16 protein-coding genes and 1 tRNA gene are annotated in these 21,060 nt (G+C 61.4%); 2 read left to right on the plus strand and 15 right to left on the minus strand.

Annotated elements, in window-relative coordinates; all coding sequences use genetic code 11:
* Positions 1-101 precede the first annotated feature (101 nt).
* From tuf (NOF55_RS12340) to rpsL, 4 genes are all read right to left on the minus strand, one after another.
* Complete coding sequence (tuf, locus tag NOF55_RS12340; protein ID WP_306411659.1) at positions 102-1,277, minus strand: elongation factor Tu; 1,176 nt, start codon at positions 1,275-1,277, stop codon at positions 102-104.
* A gap of 74 nt (positions 1,278-1,351) precedes the next feature.
* The gene (gene fusA / locus NOF55_RS12345) at positions 1,352-3,451 is read right to left on the minus strand and encodes an elongation factor G (protein ID WP_306411660.1); all 2,100 of its coding nucleotides are present in this window, start codon (positions 3,449-3,451) and stop codon (positions 1,352-1,354) included.
* Between the two features lie 29 nt (positions 3,452-3,480).
* The gene (gene rpsG, locus NOF55_RS12350; protein WP_306411661.1) at positions 3,481-3,951 is read right to left on the minus strand and encodes a 30S ribosomal protein S7; all 471 of its coding nucleotides are present in this window, start codon (positions 3,949-3,951) and stop codon (positions 3,481-3,483) included.
* 80 nt (positions 3,952-4,031) lie between these two features.
* The gene (rpsL, locus tag NOF55_RS12355; RefSeq protein ID WP_003507760.1) at positions 4,032-4,403 is read right to left on the minus strand and encodes a 30S ribosomal protein S12; all 372 of its coding nucleotides are present in this window, start codon (positions 4,401-4,403) and stop codon (positions 4,032-4,034) included.
* A gap of 536 nt (positions 4,404-4,939) precedes the next feature.
* On the opposite strand from rpsL, the gene NOF55_RS12360 reads away from it, so the two are divergent.
* Positions 4,940-5,233 carry a transcriptional regulator gene (locus NOF55_RS12360; protein ID WP_306411699.1) on the plus strand — a complete coding sequence of 98 codons (294 nt, stop codon included), beginning with the start codon at positions 4,940-4,942 and terminating at the stop codon, positions 5,231-5,233.
* A gap of 146 nt (positions 5,234-5,379) precedes the next feature.
* Here the strand turns inward: NOF55_RS12360 and NOF55_RS12365 are convergent, their stop codons facing one another.
* The 10 genes from NOF55_RS12365 to NOF55_RS12410 all read right to left on the minus strand — a co-directional run bounded on the left by NOF55_RS12365 (position 5,380) and on the right by NOF55_RS12410 (position 19,125).
* The gene (locus NOF55_RS12365; protein WP_306411662.1) at positions 5,380-6,441 is read right to left on the minus strand and encodes a cytochrome-c peroxidase; all 1,062 of its coding nucleotides are present in this window, start codon (positions 6,439-6,441) and stop codon (positions 5,380-5,382) included.
* 334 nt (positions 6,442-6,775) lie between these two features.
* Complete coding sequence (gene rpoC, locus NOF55_RS12370) at positions 6,776-10,990, minus strand: DNA-directed RNA polymerase subunit beta' (RefSeq protein ID WP_306411663.1); 4,215 nt, start codon at positions 10,988-10,990, stop codon at positions 6,776-6,778.
* A 196-nt stretch (positions 10,991-11,186) separates the two neighbouring features.
* Positions 11,187-15,326 carry a DNA-directed RNA polymerase subunit beta gene (gene rpoB, locus NOF55_RS12375; protein WP_306411664.1) on the minus strand — a complete coding sequence of 1,380 codons (4,140 nt, stop codon included), beginning with the start codon at positions 15,324-15,326 and terminating at the stop codon, positions 11,187-11,189.
* A gap of 248 nt (positions 15,327-15,574) precedes the next feature.
* Entirely contained in the window at positions 15,575-15,955 is a 381-nt protein-coding gene (rplL, locus tag NOF55_RS12380) for a 50S ribosomal protein L7/L12 (protein ID WP_306411665.1), read from the minus strand.
* A gap of 60 nt (positions 15,956-16,015) precedes the next feature.
* On the minus strand, positions 16,016-16,534 hold the full coding sequence (gene rplJ, locus NOF55_RS12385; RefSeq protein WP_306411666.1) for a 50S ribosomal protein L10: 519 nt from the start codon (positions 16,532-16,534) through the stop codon (positions 16,016-16,018).
* Between the two features lie 340 nt (positions 16,535-16,874).
* On the minus strand, positions 16,875-17,573 hold the full coding sequence (gene rplA / locus NOF55_RS12390; protein WP_306411667.1) for a 50S ribosomal protein L1: 699 nt from the start codon (positions 17,571-17,573) through the stop codon (positions 16,875-16,877).
* Between the two features lie 2 nt (positions 17,574-17,575).
* Positions 17,576-18,007 (minus strand): 50S ribosomal protein L11, encoded by a 432-nt coding sequence (gene rplK, locus NOF55_RS12395; RefSeq protein WP_306411668.1) that lies wholly within the window; start codon positions 18,005-18,007, stop codon positions 17,576-17,578.
* A 145-nt stretch (positions 18,008-18,152) separates the two neighbouring features.
* Positions 18,153-18,683, minus strand: coding sequence for a transcription termination/antitermination protein NusG (nusG, locus tag NOF55_RS12400; RefSeq protein ID WP_306411669.1), 531 nt, complete (start codon positions 18,681-18,683; stop codon positions 18,153-18,155).
* 15 nt (positions 18,684-18,698) lie between these two features.
* Positions 18,699-18,899, minus strand: a complete 201-nt coding sequence (secE, locus tag NOF55_RS12405; protein ID WP_306411670.1) for a preprotein translocase subunit SecE — start codon at positions 18,897-18,899, stop codon at positions 18,699-18,701.
* Between the two features lie 150 nt (positions 18,900-19,049).
* Positions 19,050-19,125: transfer RNA gene (locus NOF55_RS12410), tRNA-Trp, on the minus strand.
* A gap of 251 nt (positions 19,126-19,376) precedes the next feature.
* Between NOF55_RS12410 and NOF55_RS12415 the strand changes: the two genes are divergently transcribed.
* On the plus strand, positions 19,377-19,667 hold the full coding sequence (locus tag NOF55_RS12415) for a hypothetical protein (RefSeq protein WP_306411671.1): 291 nt from the start codon (positions 19,377-19,379) through the stop codon (positions 19,665-19,667).
* Positions 19,668-19,881: 214 nt separating this feature from the next.
* On the opposite strand, the gene tuf (NOF55_RS12420) is transcribed toward NOF55_RS12415, so the two are convergent.
* A complete protein-coding gene (gene tuf, locus NOF55_RS12420) occupies positions 19,882-21,057 on the minus strand; it encodes an elongation factor Tu (RefSeq protein WP_306411659.1) in 1,176 nt (391 codons plus the stop codon).
* Positions 21,058-21,060 lie beyond the last annotated feature (3 nt).

The raw sequence follows: 21,060 nt of genomic DNA on the forward strand, positions 1-21,060 counted from the left end.
CGCGCTACCGGTAAATCGAGAGGCATGCGGGATATCCGCATGCTTCGACCAGAGATGACCAACGGGGAACGGCGCTTGTTGGCGCCCCCCCCTGTCGGGGATTACTCGACGATGGAGGCGACGATACCGGCGCCGACCGTGCGGCCGCCTTCGCGGATCGCGAAGCGCAGCTTCTCTTCCATCGCGATCGGAACGATCAGCTCGACGTCGACCGTCACGTTGTCGCCCGGCATCACCATTTCCGTGCCTTCCGGAAGCGTAACGATCCCCGTCACGTCCGTCGTGCGGAAGTAGAACTGCGGACGGTAGTTCGTGAAGAACGGCGTATGACGGCCGCCCTCTTCCTTCGTCAGGATGTAGGCTTCAGCCTTGAACTTCTTGTGCGGCTTAACCGAACCCGGCTTGCACAGGATCTGGCCACGCTCGACACCGTCACGGTTCACACCGCGAACCAGCGCGCCGATGTTGTCGCCGGCCTGGCCCTGGTCCAGAAGCTTGCGGAACATTTCCACGCCCGTCACCGTCGTCTTCGACGTCGGACGGATGCCGACAATCTCGACTTCCTCGCCGACCTTGACGATCCCGCGCTCGACGCGGCCCGTCACAACCGTACCGCGGCCGGAGATCGAGAACACGTCTTCGATCGGCATCAGGAACGGCTGGTCGATCGGACGCTCGGGCGTCGGGATGTAGGCGTCGACGGCGGCCATCAGCTCGCGGATCGCGTCTTCACCGATCGTCTTGTCCGAATCTTCAAGAGCGGCCAGAGCCGAACCCTTGATGATCGGGATATCGTCGCCGGGGAAGTCGTAGGACGACAGAAGCTCGCGGACTTCAAGCTCGACCAGTTCCAGAAGTTCCGGGTCGTCCACCTGGTCGACCTTGTTCAGGAACACCACAATCGCCGGAACGCCGACCTGACGGGCCAGCAGGATGTGCTCGCGCGTCTGCGGCATCGGGCCGTCGGCAGCCGAGCACACCAGGATCGCGCCGTCCATCTGCGCAGCACCCGTGATCATGTTCTTCACGTAGTCGGCGTGGCCGGGGCAATCGACGTGCGCATAGTGGCGGTTCGCCGTCTCGTACTCGACGTGTGCCGTCGAGATCGTGATGCCGCGCGCCTTTTCTTCCGGAGCAGCGTCGATCTGGTCGTACGCCTTGAACTCCCCGAAGAACTTCGTGATCGCAGCCGTCAAAGACGTCTTGCCGTGGTCAACGTGCCCGATCGTACCAATGTTAACGTGCGGCTTCGTCCGCTCAAACTTGCTCTTTGCCATTTTCGGCTCTCCAATCTGCCCCCTTGCGGGGATGATTCTGAATAGGTTTATCTAGAAGCCCAGAAGGGCTCCGGTCACTTCTGACCGGAGTACTTGGCCTGGATTTCAGCGGCGACGTTGGTCGGCACCGGTGCGTAGTGGTCGAAGACCATCGAGTACTGAGCGCGGCCCTGCGACATGGAGCGCAGGTTGTCGACATACTTGAACATGTTCGCCAGCGGAACATGGGCGTTGATGACGACCGCGATGCCGCGGCTCTCCTGACCCTGGATCTGGCCACGGCGGGAGTTCAGGTCGCCGATCACATCGCCGACATAGTCTTCCGGCGTGACGACTTCAACCTTCATCATCGGCTCGAGAAGCTGGGCACCGGCCTTCTTGGCCGCTTCGCGGAAGCAGGCGCGCGATGCGATTTCGAAGGCGAGAACCGACGAGTCGACGTCATGGAACGCACCATCGATCAGCGTGGCCTTCACGCCGAGCATCGGGAAGCCCGCAAGCGGACCCGACGACAGGACGCTTTCGATACCCTTCTGGACGCCCGGAATGTATTCCTTCGGAACGGCGCCGCCGACGATCTTGGAATCGAAGACGAATTCGTCGCCATCCGGGTTCGGCTCGAACACGATCTTGACGCGCGCGAACTGACCGGTACCGCCGGACTGCTTCTTGTGGGTGTAGTCTTCCTCGTGCTTCTTCGTGATGGTTTCACGATAGGCAACCTGCGGCGCGCCGACGGTCGCCTCGACCTTGAACTCGCGACGCATGCGGTCGACGAGAATGTCGAGGTGCAACTCGCCCATGCCGGCGATGATCGTCTGGCCGGATTCCTCGTCGGACTTGACGCGGAAGGACGGGTCTTCGGCCGCCAGGCGGTTGAGGGCGAGGCCCATCTTTTCCTGGTCGCCCTTGGACTTCGGCTCGATGGCGATCTGGATGACCGGCTCGGGGAATTCCATGCGCTCGAGGATAACCGGATGCAGCGGATCGCACAGCGTGTCGCCCGTCGTGGTTTCCTTGAGGCCGGCCAGAGCGACGATGTCGCCGGCGAAGGCTTCTTCGATGTCTTCACGCGAGTTGGAGTGCATCTGAAGCATGCGGCCGACGCGCTCGCGCTTTTCCTTGACCGTGTTCATGACCGACGAGCCCTTCTCGAGCTTGCCCGAGTAGATGCGGCAGAAGGTCAGTGAACCGACGAAGGGGTCGTTCATGATCTTGAACGCCAGCATGGACAGCGGCTCGGAGTCGTCGGCATGACGCTCGATTTCGGCTTCCGTCTTGACGTCGATGCCCTTGATGGCCGGAATATCGGCCGGCGACGGCAGATATTCGACAACGGCGTCGAGCAGCGGCTGAACGCCCTTGTTCTTGAAGGCGGAGCCGCAGAACATCGGGAAGAACTTCACGTCGATCGTGCCGCGACGGATCAGGGCGCGGATCTTGTCGTTGTCCGGGTAGTTGCCTTCGAGATAGGCTTCCATCGCCTCCTCGTCGATTTCGACGATGGTCTCGATCAGCTTCTCACGCCATTCCTCGGCCTGTTCCTTCAGGTCGTCCGGAATCTCGACGACGTCCCAGGCAGCGCCGAGCGACTCGTCGCGCCAGACCAGGGCATTCATCTCGATCAGGTCGACGACGCCCTTGAATTCGGTTTCGGCGCCGATCGGAAGCTGGCAGACGGCGGCGGTGGCACCGAGACGGGTCTTGATCATCTCGACGGAGCGGTAGAAGTCCGCACCGGTCTTGTCCATCTTGTTGCAGAAGATCATCCGCGGCACGTTGTACTTGTCGGCCTGACGCCAGACGGTTTCCGTCTGCGGCTCGACGCCGGCATTGGCATCGAGAAGGGCGACAGCGCCGTCAAGCACGCGCAGCGAACGCTCGACTTCGATGGTGAAGTCGACGTGGCCGGGGGTGTCGATGATGTTGAAGCGGCGCATCTTGCCGTCGCGACCCTTCCAGAAGGTCGTGGTCGCCGCCGACGTGATGGTGATGCCGCGTTCCTGCTCCTGCTCCATCCAGTCCATGGTAGCAGCGCCGTCATGCACTTCGCCGATCTTGTGCGACTTGCCGGTGTAGTAAAGGATACGCTCCGTCGTCGTCGTCTTGCCGGCGTCGATGTGCGCCATGATACCGAAATTACGGTAGTCTTCGATTTTATATTCGCGAGCCATGGAGTGGACTGCCTTTCGAACGCGTTGGATTACCAGCGATAGTGCGAGAACGCGCGGTTCGCATCAGCCATCTTGTGCGTGTCTTCGCGCTTCTTGACAGCGGAACCACGATTGTTGGCGGCATCCATCAGCTCTCCGCTGAGACGCTCGACCATCGTCGTTTCGTTACGCTTGCGGGCAGCGGCGATCAGCCAGCGGATGGCGAGGGCCTGGCGGCGCTCCGGACGGACGTCCACCGGAACCTGATAGGTCGCGCCACCGACGCGGCGAGAACGAACTTCGACGTGGGGGGCGACGTTCTCGAGAGCCTGGTGGAAAACCGTGACCGGTTCCTGCTTCGTCTTGGACTCGACGACATCGAAGGCGCCGTAAACGATCGTTTCGGCGACGGACTTCTTGCCGTGAAGCATGATGGCGTTCATGAATTTCGTGACGACCAGATCGCCGAACTTCGGGTCCGGATTGATCTCACGCTTTTCTGCACTATGGCGACGGGACATATTCTTTGTCTCTCAACGGTTACTGGCACCTTATCACGCGGAGAACCTCGCGCGGCACCGGAATTTGGGTTCAGGCCGAATTACTTCGGACGCTTCGCACCGTACTTCGAACGGCGCTGCTTGCGGTTCTTGACACCCTGGGTATCGAGAACGCCACGAATGATGTGGTAACGCACGCCCGGCAAGTCCTTCACGCGGCCGCCACGGATCATGACGACGGAGTGTTCCTGAAGGTTGTGGCCTTCGCCGGGAATGTAGCCGATGACTTCGAAGCCATTGGTCAGGCGGATCTTGGCAACCTTACGCAGCGCCGAGTTCGGCTTCTTCGGGGTCGTCGTGTAGACGCGGGTGCAAACACCACGCTTCTGCGGGTTTTCCTGCAGGGCAGGAACCTTATTGCGCTTTACCTGTGCCTGACGCGGCTTACGGATCAGCTGGTTTACGGTAGGCATATAACCATCCCTTGCAAAATCTTGTCACAATGCCCTTGCGGGCCCCACTTGCGCCGTTTCCGGCATTCCTGTCGCGCAGGGATGCCGGTCAAACCGGAGCCCTGCGGCTACACGTCGATTTTCTCATGCGCAAAAGATGGCCGATCCGCCAATTCGCGGATGGACCACATAAAGAACAGAGGACGTACCGAGATACGTCATGCGTGCAGCACTTGTATTCCCACGTGCGAAATCCGCTTCGGAGAGAGGCGCGGAACTTGGACTTCCGAAAAGCCACCCCCGTCACGGATTTTGATGTGCGGCGTTTACTGTTTTCGTCCAGCCGCGTCAAGACCGGCACGCCATTATTCTCCGGCCGCCATCCCTCCCCCGACACCGGCGGCGCGGGCGCCGGCGCTCAATTCGGTGACTATCTGCCTGTTTACGGAAGAATGATTTGGGCTTTTCACCAAAGCAAATTAAAGAATCGTTCAGGGAAAGGTAAAGCCTCTCGCCTCTCGATTCCCTTGGCACTCCCGACACAGAGGACGCATGAGATGATCACCGCCGCCGACAACGACAATTCCACCGATGGCCCGATGGTGTTCATCATCATTGCCAAAGGTTACGAAGGCCCCGATTCCGAGGGCGTCGATCTGCATATCCTGCTGTCCGCCCCCGATGACGATTCGGCGGTGCGCGAGGCGTTGAACGCGCTTTCGGAAGAAGGCTTCGCCGAGGCGGATCTGGACCAGATCGGGGTTCTGATGGGCGCGCCGGAAGAAGAGCCCCACGCCTCCGCCTACCAGGGCGCGCTTCAGGGCGAGGTTTCAATCATCCGCTTCGGCTGACCGGCCGGCCGCGTTGCCGGCCCGAACGAAACGACCGCCCGGAAATCCGGGCGGCCTTCGACTCATCTTCCATATGGTCGGGGGATACCGTTGCATTCCGGCGGCTTAGGGGAATGTCACCGCCGGACGCCCAATGGACGAGCCTCTTACTGCACGACCTGCGCGCTCGGACGCGGCGTCGAGTCCGTTTCGGCAGGCAGAATCGGCAGGGTGACTTCCGGTGCCCTGCCCGTCAGCGAATCGAGGAAGGCGACGATCTTGTTCGCCTCGTCATCCGTGACCTCTTCGCCGAGCTGCGAAACGGCCATGATCTCGACCGCCTGCTTCAGATCCCAGACCTTGCCCGAATGGAAATAGGGCGCGGTCAGGGCGATGTTGCGCAACGGCCCGGCACGGAAGACGTAGGAATCGTCAGCCGTTTCCGTGACCGCGAAGCGGCCCATGTCGTTTTCCGGCAGGACATCCGCGCCGGGCTTTTCAACCAGACCGAACGGATAGTACCCCTCGCCGCCAACGTTGATGCCGTTGTGGCAGGATGCGCAGCCCTTGTCCATGAACAGGTTCAGGCCGGCAAGCGCCTCCTCGGACAACGCGGCGTCGTCACCGTTCAGGAAGGAATCGAACGGCGCAGGCGTGATGAGGGTCGCTTCAAACGCTTCGATGGCCATTGCGAAATTGTCGAACGTCACCGGATCGTCTTCGCCCGGGAACGCCGCTTCGAACCATTCGATATATTGCGGCATCGACTTCAGCGTCGCGACCACGTTGTCCGGCGTGTTCGCCATTTCGACGCCCGCCTGGACCGGCCCCTTGGCCTGCGCCTTCAGGTCGTCCGCGCGACCGTCCCAGAATTGTGCGGTGTTGAAGACGGCGTTGAAAACGGTCGGTGCGTTACGCGGGCCTTTCTGCCAGCCGTGGCCGATCGAGGTTTCGAGGTTGTCGTCACCACCGGTCGTGAGGTTGTGACACGAATAGCAGGAGAACACGCCCGATGCCGACATGCGCGGATCGAAGAACAGCGCCTTGCCGAGCGAGATCTTGGCGGGGGTGATCGGGTTGTCCTTCACGGCCGGAACCGTGGACGGTAACGGTCTGAAGATATCGAGGGCAAATTCCCTGACTTCGGCGGGCGTCGGATCCGCCGCAAGGGCGACAGTCGCGACACCTGCGAAAAGCAGGGCAGCCATACTGGTGAGGAGAGATTTCATAACGGCCTCCGTTCGTTGAATCTCGTGACAACCCGAACATTAGAACCGTTTGAATGCGCACCTTTGCGCCAGATCAACAAACCGCAAGATAAATTGATTTTTTCAATGAATACCCCTGCGACTTTCTGTCTTGGACGATTTATCAAAACGCAAAACGGCGCGTTTTCGCACAGACCCGCCCTGAAACCCGATCAGCGAACGGGACGCATTTGCGGGCACGGACCCGCCTCCCCTGTTGCCGAAAGGCTTCTGACCGGCTCTCCGCACATGCGGAACGCGAAAAAGCCCGGCCAATGGCCGGGCTTTTCCATGTTTCCATTCGTTCAGGCCGGGCTTATTCGCCGGCCGGAACTGAATCGCCGTCGGAAAGCTCCTGCAACATCGGCGTTGCAACGGAGGCACCCGTCGACTTGCGGCGCTCGTCGAGGATCATCTCGTCGCGCGAGGACGCGATGCGGCGGATCTGGGTCATGGTGCCGCCCGTACCGGCCGGGATCAGACGACCGACGATGACGTTTTCCTTCAGGCCCTGGAGCGTGTCCATCTTGCCGGCGATCGCGGCTTCCGTCAGCACCTTGGTCGTTTCCTGGAAGGACGCGGCCGAGATGAAGGACGGGGTTTGCAGCGAGGCCTTGGTGATGCCGAGCAGGACCGGATCGCCGAAGGCGGGCTTCTTGCCTTCTTCCATCAGGCGCTCGTTGAGATCGTCCAGTTCGATGCGGTCGACATTATCGCCGACGATGTAGTGGCTATCGCCCGCATCGGTGATTTCGACCTTCTGGAGCATCTGACGGACGATCACCTCGATGTGCTTGTCGTTGATGACCACGCCCTGCAAGCGGTAGACTTCCTGGATTTCGTTCACGAGGTAGGAAGCGAGAGCCTCCACGCCCTTGATCGCCAGAATGTCGTGCGGCGCCGGGTTGCCGTCGAGAATGTACTCGCCCTTCTCGATGTAGTCGCCTTCCTGAAGGTGGAAGGGCTTGCCCTTCGGGATCAGGTACTCGACCGGCTCGACGCCGTCTTCCGCCGGCTCGATGATGACGCGACGCTTGTTCTTGTAGTCGCGGCCCAGACGGATCGTACCGTCGATCTCGGCAATGATGGCGTGATCCTTCGGACGACGTGCCTCGAAGAGTTCGGCCACGCGCGGCAGACCGCCGGTGATGTCCTTGGTCTTGGCGCTTTCCAGCGGCGAACGCGCAAGCACGTCGCCCTGGCTGACCTTCTGGCCCGGCTCGACCGACAGGATGGCGTCGACCGAAAGCAGGAAGCGGGCTTCGCCGCCGCGCGAGAGCTTCGCCACGGCGCCGGACGCGTCCTTGACGACGATGGCCGGCTTGAGGTCGGCGCCACGCGGGGTCGAGCGCCAGTCGATGACCTGGCGTTTGGTGATCCCGGTGGATTCGTCGGTCGATTCCAGAACGGACAGACCGTCGACAACGTCCTCGAACTGAACGGTGCCCGCCACTTCCGTCATCATCGGACGGGTGTAGGGGTCCCACTCGGCCAGACGCTGGCCGCGCTTCACCTTGTCGCCGTCGTCCACGAAGATCTTCGAACCGTAGGCGACGCGCTGCGAGGAACGCTCGACGCCGCGCTCGTCGAGAATGATGACGGCCATGTTGCGGCCCATCGCGACGAGAACGCCTTCGGAGTTGCGCAGGATGTTGCGGTTCTTGATCGAGATCGTACCTTCGTACGACGCTTCGAGGAACGACTGGTCGACCACGTTCGCCGTACCGCCGAGGTGGAAGGTACGCATCGTAAGCTGCGTGCCCGGCTCACCGATCGACTGGGCGGCGATGACGCCGACGGCCTCGCCCATGTTGACCGGCGTACCGCGCGCAAGGTCGCGGCCGTAGCAGACGCCGCAAACGCCGGTCTGGATTTCACACGTCAGCGCCGAACGAATGCGGACGGACTGGATGCCGGCCTTTTCGATTTCGATCACATCCGCTTCGAGGATCATCGTTCCGGCCTTGACGATGTTCTCGCCAGTCACCGGATTATCGATATCGTCGAGAGCCGTGCGGCCGAGGATACGCGCGCCGAGCGAGGCAACGACCTGGCCGGCATCGACGATGGCGGTCATGGTCAGGCCGCTTTCGGTTCCGCAATCGACATGCGTGACGATGCAGTCCTGCGCGACGTCGACGAGACGGCGGGTCAGGTAGCCGGAGTTCGCGGTCTTCAAGGCGGTGTCTGCGAGCCCCTTGCGGGCGCCGTGCGACGAGTTGAAGTACTCGTTCACGGTCAGGCCTTCCTTGAAGTTCGAGATGATCGGCGTCTCGATGATCTCACCCGAGGGCTTGGCCATCAGGCCGCGCATGCCGCCAAGCTGGCGCATCTGGTTCGGCGAACCGCGGGCGCCCGAGTGGGACATCATGTAGATGGAGTTCATCGGCTTCTGGCGGCCGGTATCCGGATCGAATTCCACCGCCTTGATGCGCGCCATCATTTCCTCGGCGACCTTCTCGGTGGCCTTGCCCCAGGCGTCGACGACCTTGTTGTACTTCTCGCCCTGCGTGATCAGGCCGTCATTGTACTGCTGCTCGTATTCCTTCACCAGCGACTCGGTGTCGCCGACGATCTTCGCCTTGGTGTCGGGAATGATCATGTCGTCCTTGCCGAACGAAATGCCGGCGCGGCAGGCATGGGTGAAGCCCAGAGACATGATGCGGTCGCAGAAAATGACCGTCTCCTTCTGGCCGCAATGGCGGTAGACCGTGTCGATCATCTTGGAGATGTTCTTCTTGGTCATTTCCTGGTTGCAGATGTCGAAGGGGATGCGATGGTTGCGCGGCAGAAGCTCGCCGATGATCATGCGGCCCGGCGTGGTTTCGTGGATCTTCGAAACCGGATTGCCCTCCTCGTCGACCGTCTTGAAGCGGCCGCGGATCTTGGCGTGCAGCGTCACGACCTTGTTTTCGAGCGCATGGTGCAGTTCGCCCATGTCGGAGAAGGCCATGCCTTCGCCCGGCTCGTTCTGGTTCATGATCGACAGGTAGTAGAGGCCGAGAACCATGTCCTGCGACGGAACGATGATCGGTGCGCCGTTCGCCGGATGCAGGATGTTGTTGGTCGACATCATCAGCACGCGGGCTTCGAGCTGGGCTTCCAGCGACAGCGGCACGTGGACGGCCATCTGGTCGCCGTCGAAGTCGGCGTTGAAGGCCGTGCAGACGAGCGGATGCAGCTGGATCGCCTTGCCTTCGACCAGGATCGGTTCGAAGGCCTGGATGCCCAGTCTGTGCAGCGTCGGCGCGCGGTTGAGCAGGACCGGATGCTCGCGGATCACCTCGTCGAGGATATCCCAGACTTCCGGCTTTTCCTTTTCGACCAGCTTCTTGGCCTGCTTGACGGTCGAGGAGAAACCCTTGGCGTCGAGGCGGGCGTAGATGAACGGCTTGAACAGTTCGAGCGCCATCTTCTTCGGCAGGCCGCACTGGTGCAGCTTCAGTTCCGGGCCGGTCACGATGACCGAGCGGCCGGAATAGTCCACGCGCTTGCCGAGCAGGTTCTGGCGGAAGCGGCCCTGCTTGCCCTTGAGCATGTCGGACAGCGACTTCAGCGGACGCTTGTTGGCGCCGGTGATGACGCGGCCGCGGCGGCCGTTGTCAAACAGGGCATCGACCGATTCCTGAAGCATGCGCTTCTCGTTGCGGATGATGATGCCCGGTGCACGCAACTCGATGAGACGCTTCAGACGGTTGTTGCGGTTGATGACGCGGCGGTACAGGTCGTTGAGGTCCGACGTCGCGAAACGGCCGCCGTCGAGCGGAACCAGCGGGCGCAGGTCCGGCGGAATGACGGGAACGACCTTCATGATCATCCATTCCGGACGGTTGCCGGATTCGATGAAGTTCTCGACGATCTTCAGCCGCTTCATCAGCTTCTTCTGCTTCAGATCGGACGTCGTGTCGGCCAGATCCGAGCGCAGTTCGCCGGCGATCTTCTCGAGGTTCATCGAGGCGAGCATCTCATAGATGGCCTCGGCGCCGATCATCGCCGTGAACTGGTCCTCGCCATACTCGTCGATGGCGATCATGTACTCTTCTTCGGACAGAAGCTGGTTTTCCTTGAGCGCCGTCAGGCCCGGCTCCGTCACGATGTAGTTCTCGAAATAGAGAACGCGCTCGACATCCTTCAGCGTCATGTCGAGCAGGGTCGAGATGCGCGAGGGAAGCGACTTCAGGAACCAGATATGGGCAACCGGCGCAGCCAGTTCGATGTGGCCCATGCGCTCGCGGCGGACGCGCGACAGCGTGACTTCGACGCCGCACTTTTCGCAGATGATGCCCTTGTACTTCATGCGCTTGTACTTGCCGCACAAGCATTCGTAGTCCTTGATCGGGCCGAAGATGCGGGCGCAGAACAGGCCGTCGCGCTCGGGCTTGAAGGTACGGTAGTTGATCGTCTCCGGCTTCTTGATCTCGCCGTAGGACCAGGAAAGAATCTTTTCCGGCGAAGCGATCGAAATCCGGATGGAATCGAAGTGCTGTGCCGGAACCTGCGGGTTGAAAAGATTCATGACCTCTTGGTTCATGCCTGTCTCCTTAAGGGCCGAGGCCCTGGGTTGGCGCTCTGGTTCCGGCTTTGAATACCCGGGAGCCGGACCGGCGCTCTAAAACGGACTTAACCGCAAAATGCGGCGAAACTTTCCCGACGTCGAACGGAGGCCGTCGCCCCTGCCCGTCGCGGGCGCGGCGCGCGCCTGAAGGACGCGCGCCGTCTCCTGATGTTTATTCCGCCGCGTCGGGCAGTTCGCCGGTCGGGGCAGCCTCGTCGGCCTTGGAATTCTCCAGCTCGACCGAAAGACCGAGCGAGCGCATTTCCTTGACCAGAACGTTGAAGCTTTCCGGAATGCCCGCCTCGAAGGTGTCGTCGCCACGCACGATGGCTTCATAGACCTTGGTGCGGCCCGCGACGTCGTCCGACTTCACGGTCAGCATTTCCTGCAACGTGTAGGCGGCGCCGTAGGCTTCCAGAGCCCAGACCTCCATTTCCCCGAAGCGCTGGCCGCCGAACTGCGCCTTGCCGCCCAGCGGCTGCTGGGTGACGAGCGAGTACGGACCGATCGAACGGGCATGGATCTTGTCGTCCACGAGGTGGTTGAGCTTGATCATGTACATGTAGCCCATCGTCACCTTGCGGTCGAAGGCCTCGCCCGTGCGGCCGTCGTACAGCACCGACTGGCCCGACGGATGCAGACCCGCACGCTCCAGAAGCAGGGCGATATCCGGCTCATGCGCACCGTCGAAGACCGGCGTTGCGATAGAGACGCCGCGCTTGGCTTCCTCGGCGAGCTTGACCAGCGATTCGTCGTCGAAACGCGACACCTCGTCCTTGGCATCGGAAGCGTAGACCTCGGTCAGTTCCTTCTTCAGGTCCGTGATGTCGCTGGTCTTCCGGTAGTCTTCCAGAAGCTGGCCGATCTTCCTGCCCATGCCGGCGCAAGCCCAGGCAAGATGCGTTTCGAGGATCTGGCCCACATTCATGCGCGACGGCACGCCGAGCGGGTTGAGCACGATGTCGGCATGGGTGCCGTCTTCGAGGAACGGCATGTCCTCGATCGGCAGGATGCGCGAAACCACGCCCTTGTTGCCGTGACGGCCGGCCATCTTGTCGCCCGGCTGGATCTTGCGCTTCACGGCCACGAAGACCTTGACCATCTTCATGACGCCCGGAGGCATTTCGTCGCCGCGCTGGACCTTCTCGACCTTGTCCATGAAGCGCTGTTCGAGGCGCGACTTGGACTGGTCGTACTGGGCGCGGAGCGCTTCGATCTCGCCCTGGACCTTCTCGTCCTCGACGGCGAACATCCACCACTGCGAGCGCGGATACTCGGAGACGACGGTGTTCGACAGCTCGGTACCCTTCTTGAAGCCCTTCGGCCCGGCCACCGCGACCTGACCGCGCAGCATGTCGATCAGGCGGCTGTAGACGTTGCGGTCGAGAATGGCCTGCTCGTCGTCGCGGTCCTTGGCCAGACGCTCGATTTCCTCGCGCTCGATGGCCATCGCACGCTCGTCCTTCTCGACGCCGTGACGATTGAAGACGCGGACCTCGACGACCGTGCCGAACGTGCCGGGCGGCATGCGCATGGACGTGTCGCGAACGTCGGAAGCCTTTTCGCCGAAGATGGCGCGCAGAAGCTTTTCTTCCGGCGTCATCGGGCTTTCACCCTTCGGCGTGATCTTGCCGACGAGGATATCGCCCGGCTGGACCTCGGCACCGATATAGACGATGCCGGCTTCGTCGAGGTTCTTCAGCGCTTCTTCCGAAACGTTCGGAATGTCGCGCGTGATTTCTTCCGGGCCGAGCTTGGTGTCGCGGGCGTTGACTTCGAACTCCTCGATATGGATCGAGGTGAAGACGTCTTCCGCCACGATCCGCTCGGACAGGAGGATGGAGTCTTCGTAGTTGTAACCGTTCCACGGCATGAACGCGACGAGCGCGTTGCGGCCGAGCGCCAGGTCGCCCAGGTCCGTCGACGGACCGTCGGCGATGATGTCGCCCTTGTTCAGAACGTCGCCGACGTTCACCAGCGGCCGCTGGTTGACGCAGGTGTTCTGGTTCGAACGCTGGAACTTCATCAGACGATAGATATCGACGCCGGACTTCGACGGATCGAGGTCTTCCGTGGCGCGGATAACGATACGCGTCGCATCCACCTGGTCGACCACGCCACCGCGGCGGGCGGCGATGGCCGCGCCGGAATCGCGGGCGACGACCGGCTCCATGCCGGTGCCGACGAACGGCGCTTCGGCACGCAGGAGCGGCACGGCCTGACGCTGCATGTTCGAGCCCATGAGCGCGCGGTTGGCGTCGTCGTTCTCGAGGAACGGAATGAGCGCCGCGGCGACCGACACGAGCTGCTTCGGCGAGACGTCCATCAGGTTAATGGTGTCGCGCGGGGCGAGCATCACTTCGCCTGCATGACGGCAGACGACGAACTCTTCGGCAAACTCCCCGTCAGGCGTCATCTCGGCATTGGCCTGGGCGACATAGTACTTCGCCTCTTCCATCGCGGAGAGGTAGAGCACGTCGTTCGTCACCTTGCCGTCGATGATCTTGCGGTACGGGCTTTCGATGAAGCCGTACTTGTTGACCCGGGCGAAGGTGGCCAGCGAGTTGATCAGACCGATGTTCGGGCCTTCCGGCGTCTCGATCGGGCAAATACGGCCGTAATGGGTCGGATGCACGTCGCGGACTTCGAAACCGGCGCGTTCGCGGGTCAGACCGCCCGGGCCAAGAGCCGAAAGACGGCGCTTGTGGGTGATTTCCGACAGCGGGTTCACCTGGTCCATGAACTGCGACAGCTGCGAAGAACCGAAGAACTCGCGGACGGCGGCAGCCGCCGGCTTGGCATTGATCAGGTCCTGCGGCATGACCGTGTCGATCTCGATCGACGACATACGCTCCTTGATGGCGCGCTCCATACGCAGCAGACCCAGACGATACTGGTTCTCCATCAGTTCGCCGACCGAACGGACGCGGCGGTTGCCGAGGTTGTCGATATCGTCGATCTCGCCCTTGCCGTCACGAAGCTCGACAAGCATCTTGACCACGGCCAGGATGTCTTCCTTGCGCAGAACGCGGACCGTATCCGGGCAATCCAGATCGAGGCGCATGTTCATCTTGACACGACCCACGGCCGACAGGTCGTAGCGTTCGCTGTCGAAGAACAGCGACTGGAACATGGCTTCCGCCGATTCCATCGTCGGCGGCTCGCCCGGACGCATGACGCGGTAGATGTCGAACAGGGCGTCCTGGCGGTTTTCGTTCTTGTCGGCGGAAAGCGTGTTGCGGATATAGGCGCCCACGTTGACGTGATCGATGCCGAGAACCGGGATTTCCGTGAAGCCGTTGGTCAGGATGACCGGCAGGGTCTTCTCGTCGATCTCATCGCCGGCTTCGAGATAGATCTCGCCCGTCTCGACATTGACGATGTCTTCGGCCAGATAGGAGCCGTAAAGATCGTCGTCGCTGGCCTTGAGGGCCTTCAGCCCCTTTTCCGAGAGCTGGCGCAGCAGACGCGGGGTCAGCTTCTTGCCGGCTTCGATGACCACTTCGCCGGTATCGGCGTCGATCAGATCGGAAACGATCTTCGTGCCCTTGAGCGTCTGCGGATTGAACGGAACGCGCCAGCCATCGCCGTCACGCTCGTAGATCGAGCGGGTATAGAACGTCGACAGGATTTCCTCGCCGTCCATGCCAAGCGCCATGAGCAGCGACGTCACCGGAATCTTGCGGCGGCGGTCGATACGCGCATAGACGATGTCCTTGGCGTCGAACTCGATGTCGAGCCAGGAACCGCGATAGGGAATGACGCGGGCGGCGAAGAGCAGCTTGCCGGACGAATGGCTCTTGCCCTTGTCATGGTCGAAGAAGACGCCCGGCGAACGGTGCATCTGCGAGACGATGACGCGCTCGGTGCCGTTGACGATGAAGGTGCCGTTCATCGTCATCAGCGGCATGTCGCCCATGTAGACGGACTGTTCCTTGATGTCCTTGATGGACTTCGCGCCGGTATCCTCATCGATATCGAACACGATGAGACGCAGCGTCACCTTCAGCGGCGCGGCATAGGTCAGATCGCGCTGGCGGCATTCGTCCACATCGAACTTCGGCGGATCGAATTCGTAGGACACGAATTCGAGCATCGACGCGCCGGAAAAATCGGTGATCGGGAAAACAGACTTGAAGACAGCCTGAAGTCCTTCGTCAGGACGGCCGCCCTTCGGCTCCTCGACCATCAGGAACTGGTCGTAGGACGCCTTCTGAACCTCGATGAGGTTCGGCATCTCCGCGACTTCGGGGATTTTTCCAAAAAACTTGCGTACGCGCCTGCGACCGTTGAACGAAAGGGTCTGAGCCATCGTCGCTCCTTCAAAAGTTTGCATCCGGGCCTGCAACAGACGGAGACCGCTGGCCAGTCGGCTCCGTCAAGTCATGAGTCTCAAACTCGTTCGTCATCCGCGTGGCCGGCCGGATTGCCGGGGACGCCGAATCGGAACCATCCTCTTGAGAACCCATTACCCAAAAGCCGCTTTCAGGTGGCTCTTGGGTAATCAGTCCGCGAAAATGTCGGACGGGGAAGGGTCGAAACCCTCCCCCGCGTTGCGTCTTACTTGACGTCAACCTTGGCGCCGGCGTCCTCAAGCTTCTTCTTGAGGTCGGCGGCTTCAGCCTTGGAAACCGCTTCCTTGACGGCCTTCGGAGCGCCTTCGACCAGGTCCTTGGCTTCCTTGAGGCCGAGGCCGGTGATGGCGCGGACTTCCTTGATGACGTTGATCTTGTTGGCACCGGCGTCGGTGAGGATCACGTCGAATTCCGTCTTTTCTTCTTCGGCCGGAGCAGCAGCGCCAGCACCGCCGGCAGCAGCGGCAACAGCCACCGGAGCAGCGGCGGAAACGCCCCACTTTTCTTCGAGAAGCTTGGAAAGCTCGGCAGCTTCCAGGACGGTCAGGGTGGAGAGTTCTTCAACGATCTTAGCGAGATCAGCCATTTTCGTAGTTCCTTAGAATATCGGTTCGAACCGGTTTGTTTTCAACAGCGAAAAACCGCCTTAAGCGGCTTCGTCCTTCTTGGCATAGGCCGAGAACACGCGGGCAAGCTGGCTTGCCGGTGCTGCGGCGATCGTGGCGACGCGCGTTGCCGGGGCCGCAAGAAGGCCCAGCAGCTTGGCGCGCAGTTCGTCCAGCGAAGGCAGGGTCGCAAGCGACTTGACGCCTTCCGCGTTCAGCGTGGACGTGCCGAGCGCACCGCCGAGAACGACAAGCTTGTCGTTCGTCTTGGCGAACTCGACGACGATCTTCGGAGCGATGACAGGATCATTGCTGTAGGCAATGAGGGTCTGTCCCTTGAAGAGATCGATGATCCCTTCCGACTCCGTGCCCTGAAGAGCGATCTTGGCCAGGCGGTTCTTCGCGACCTTGACGGTGCCGCCCGCGGCGCGCATCTTCGAACGGAAGTCGTTCATCTGCGCAACGGTGACACCGGCATAGTGGGCCACGACAACCGAACCGGAAGCCTTGAAGACTTCGTTCAGTTCCGTGACAAATTCGCGTTTTTCCGCTCTTTCCACTGTCTGTCTCCAGTTGGCGGACAAGTGAAACACTCACCCGCCGGGTTTGCCTTTGCCTCAAGGGGCCGTCTTCGAAAAGAGGACCCCGAGCGACGCTTGAGGATCCTGCCCCCTCGCGCTCACGTCATCCGACGTTAGGCACAAGGCTCACAAGGCTCGAACCGATGTTCGATGCGAAAACGCATCAAAATCTGGATCTTACCCGTCTCATGCAGGCAAACTGATTAAGGTCTGACCACCTGCAATCTCGGACAGGAAATCCGGCTGTGGCCGGATTATCCCGGCCCTTGTGAGGCCGGGAATTCATCGGGGAGACCGGAAGGTCTCCGAAATCATGCGATCAAGCGGCGTTGATCGTGTTCGGGTCGATCTTGACGCCCGGACCCTGGGTCGAGGAGATGGCCACGCGCTTGACGTAGTTACCCTTCGCACCGGCCGGCTTCGCCTTGACGACGGCGTCGGCGAACGCCCGGATGTTTTCTTCCAGAGCCTTGGCATCGAACGAGGCCTTGCCGACGCCGGCATGGATGATGCCCGCCTTCTCGACACGGAACTCGACGGCGCCGCCCTTGGAGGCCTTGACCGCGGCGGTCACGTCCATCGTCACCGTGCCGACCTTCGGGTTCGGCATCAGGCCACGGGGACCGAGAACCTTGCCGAGACGGCCGACGAGCGGCATCAGGTCCGGGGTCGCGATGCAACGGTCGAAGTCGATCTTGCCGCCCTGGACAATCTCGAGCAGGTCTTCCGCGCCGACGATATCGGCTCCGGCGGCCTTGGCTTCGTCAGCCTTGGCGCCACGGGCAAAAACAGCGACGCGAACGTCACGGCCCGTGCCGTTCGGCAGGTTGACAACGCCACGGACCATCTGGTCGGCATGACGCGGATCGACGCCGAGGTTCATGGCGACTTCGATGGTTTCGTCGAACTTGGCGACGGCGCGCTCCTTGACGAGCGAAACGGCTTCAGTGAGGCCGTAGAGCTTCGTCGCGTCGACACCTTCGCGGATCTTCTGGATACGCTTTGCAACCTTGACCATGATCAACCCACCACTTCCAGGCCCATCGAGCGCGCGGAGCCCTCGACCATCGCCATTGCGCCTTCCACGTCGGCGGCGTTCAGATCCTTCATCTTGGCTTCGGCGATCGAGCGCAGCTGATCACGGGTGATCGAACCGGCCTTGGCGCCCTTGCCCGGCGTCTTCGAACCGCTCTGGACCTTGGCTTCCTTCTTCAGGAAGTAGGTGACCGGCGGCTTCTTCATGACGAAGGTGAAGGACTTGTCCTGGTAATAGGTGATGACGACCGGGATCGGCATACCCTTTTCCATTTCCTGCGTGGCGGCATTGAACGCCTTGCAGAATTCCATGATATTGATGCCACGCTGACCGAGCGCAGGACCGATGGGCGGCGACGGGTTCGCCGAGCCGGCCTTCACCTGCAGCTTGAGCTGGCCTGCAACTTTCTTAGCCATTTCTCTCTGCCTTTCCTTTGCGGACCGGAAACCCGGCCCATGAAATGCCGGGCAAGGCCCGGCGGCTGCGGTTGCGTGGTGCGCAGCGACGATCCGGCTTCAGACCGCCCCGCTCCCACGCGACTGGGACAAACGTCCCGACCGGTCAGGTCTTTTCGACCTGGCCGTATTCCAGTTCGACCGGCGTTGCGCGGCCGAAAATCGAAACTTCCACCTTCAGGCGCGAACGCTCTTCGTCGACATCCTGAACAATGCCGTTGAACGACGCGAAAGGACCGTCGGAAACGCGAACCTGCTCGCCGATCTCGAAGGACACGGACGACTTCGGGCGCTCCACGCCCTCCTGGACCTGACCGAGGATACGCTCGGCCTCATGGTCGGGGATCGGCACCGGCTTGTTGTCGGAACCGAGGAAGCCGGTCACTTTCGGCGTGTTCTTGATGAGGTGATAGACCTCGTCCGTCAGGGTGGCTCGAACGAGAACATAGCCCGGGAAGAACTTGCGCTCGGCATCGACTTTACGGCCGCGGCGCACTTCCACGACCTTCTCGGTCGGCACGAGAATCTTCTCGAAGAGATGGTCGAGACCCTTCTGCCTCGCCTTTTCCTCGATGGACTCCGCCACCTTCTTCTCAAAATTGGAATAAGCGTGGACGATATACCAACGCGCGGCCATGTTCATTCCACCCGATTAATTGCCGACACTGAGGACGAGCCTGATCAGCCACCCGATCACCTGGTCGGCAGCAAAGAAGAACAGTGCCGCAAGAACAACCATGAACAGGACCATCGCCGTCGAGATCATCGTCTCGCGGCGCGAAGGCCATGTTACTTTTGACGTCTCGGAGCGAACCTGCTGCAGAAACGCAAATGGATTAATCTTGGATGCCATTGACCGCCCACGCCATTACGGCGCGTAAAGCTGAACATCTCAGCCCCACGCACCGCGTGTCTGTTGAACCCTACATATACGCCGATTCTGTTCGAAACAAGATGGCGCCTCGCATTTATGGCCACTTTTCGGCGGAAGACCGCGAAGGAATGGCAGGGGCAGAGGGGCTCGAACCCCCGACCTGCGGTTTTGGAGACCGCCGCTCTACCAACTGAGCTATACCCCTATCGCATTGACGAAGCAGCCGCAACCGCCGTGTCCGCGAACATGGCGCACCCTTTACGGCGGCTCGTCGCGATTGGCAAGACCGGTTGGCGAGTTTTTTCATTCTCCACTGTCTTTTCCGATAGATGGCGGACGGTTGCGGCCGGTCGTCCCCTCGTCCGCGACGATTCGCCTCGCCCGAAATCGGGCGCTTGGCAAAGTCCGAAACGACGTTACTATGCCTAACCAATAATGAATTCCGGGGAATGGGCTATGGATGTCTTGAATGGACGAATCGCAGGGCCGTTCGAAGTCAGGAATACCGTGGAACTGGGCGGCCAGATCGAATCAGGCGCAACCGTAAGGCCGGGCGCCACCTTCTTCATCCGCGGTCTCGTCGGCGGATACCTGCGGGTCCAGAAGGGCGCCCGCGCCGTCGTCAGGGGCATTGTCGACGGCGACATCGAGATCGAGGAAGGCGCGAACGTCGAGATTTACGGATGCGTCACGGGCCGCATCCGCGACTACAGCGGCTGCTGCCGCAAGTCCTCCGATACCGCCTGACCCCTGCCCCGGGAGCCGACAGCGATTCCCGTCATTGAAGCGAACAGCCCGCCGAGGCGGATCGATTCGGCACGTCCGCCCGGATGGCCGAATGCAAGGGCATGAGATCGTCAGTGACATTCAACGCAAAAGCCCCGCCGTTACCGGCGGGGCTTTCTCGATTCATCCGACCGGAAAGGACGGCGCTTGTTGGCACCGCCCCCCCTGTCGGGGATTACTCGACGATGGAGGCGACGATACCGGCGCCGACCGTGCGGCCGCCTTCGCGGATCGCGAAGCGCAGCTTCTCTTCCATCGCGATCGGAACGATCAGCTCGACGTCGACCGTCACGTTGTCGCCCGGCATCACCATTTCCGTGCCTTCCGGAAGCGTAACGATCCCCGTCACGTCCGTCGTGCGGAAGTAGAACTGCGGACGGTAGTTCGTGAAGAACGGCGTATGACGGCCGCCCTCTTCCTTCGTCAGGATGTAGGCTTCAGCCTTGAACTTCTTGTGCGGCTTAACCGAACCCGGCTTGCACAGGATCTGGCCACGCTCGACACCGTCACGGTTCACACCGCGAACCAGCGCGCCGATGTTGTCGCCGGCCTGGCCCTGGTCCAGAAGCTTGCGGAACATTTCCACGCCCGTCACCGTCGTCTTCGACGTCGGACGGATGCCGACAATCTCGACTTCCTCGCCGACCTTGACGATCCCGCGCTCGACGCGGCCCGTCACAACCGTACCGCGGCCGGAGATCGAGAACACGTCTTCGATCGGCATCAGGAACGGCTGGTCGATCGGACGCTCGGGCGTCGGGATGTAGGCGTCGACGGCGGCCATCAGCTCGCGGATCGCGTCTTCACCGATCGTCTTGTCCGAATCTTCAAGAGCGGCCAGAGCCGAACCCTTGATGATCGGGATATCGTCGCCGGGGAAGTCGTAGGACGACAGAAGCTCGCGGACTTCAAGCTCGACCAGTTCCAGAAGTTCCGGGTCGTCCACCTGGTCGACCTTGTTCAGGAACACCACAATCGCCGGAACGCCGACCTGACGGGCCAGCAGGATGTGCTCGCGCGTCTGCGGCATCGGGCCGTCGGCAGCCGAGCACACCAGGATCGCGCCGTCCATCTGCGCAGCACCCGTGATCATGTTCTTCACGTAGTCGGCGTGGCCGGGGCAATCGACGTGCGCATAGTGGCGGTTCGCCGTCTCGTACTCGACGTGTGCCGTCGAGATCGTGATGCCGCGCGCCTTTTCTTCCGGAGCAGCGTCGATCTGGTCGTACGCCTTGAACTCCCCGAAGAACTTCGTGATCGCAGCCGTCAAAGACGTCTTGCCGTGGTCAACGTGCCCGATCGTACCAATGTTAACGTGCGGCTTCGTCCGCTCAAACTTGCTCTTTGCCATTTT

The organism is Ectorhizobium quercum, assembly GCF_026552795.1.
GTDB classification, from domain to species: Bacteria; Pseudomonadota; Alphaproteobacteria; order Rhizobiales; family Rhizobiaceae; genus Ectorhizobium; species Ectorhizobium quercum.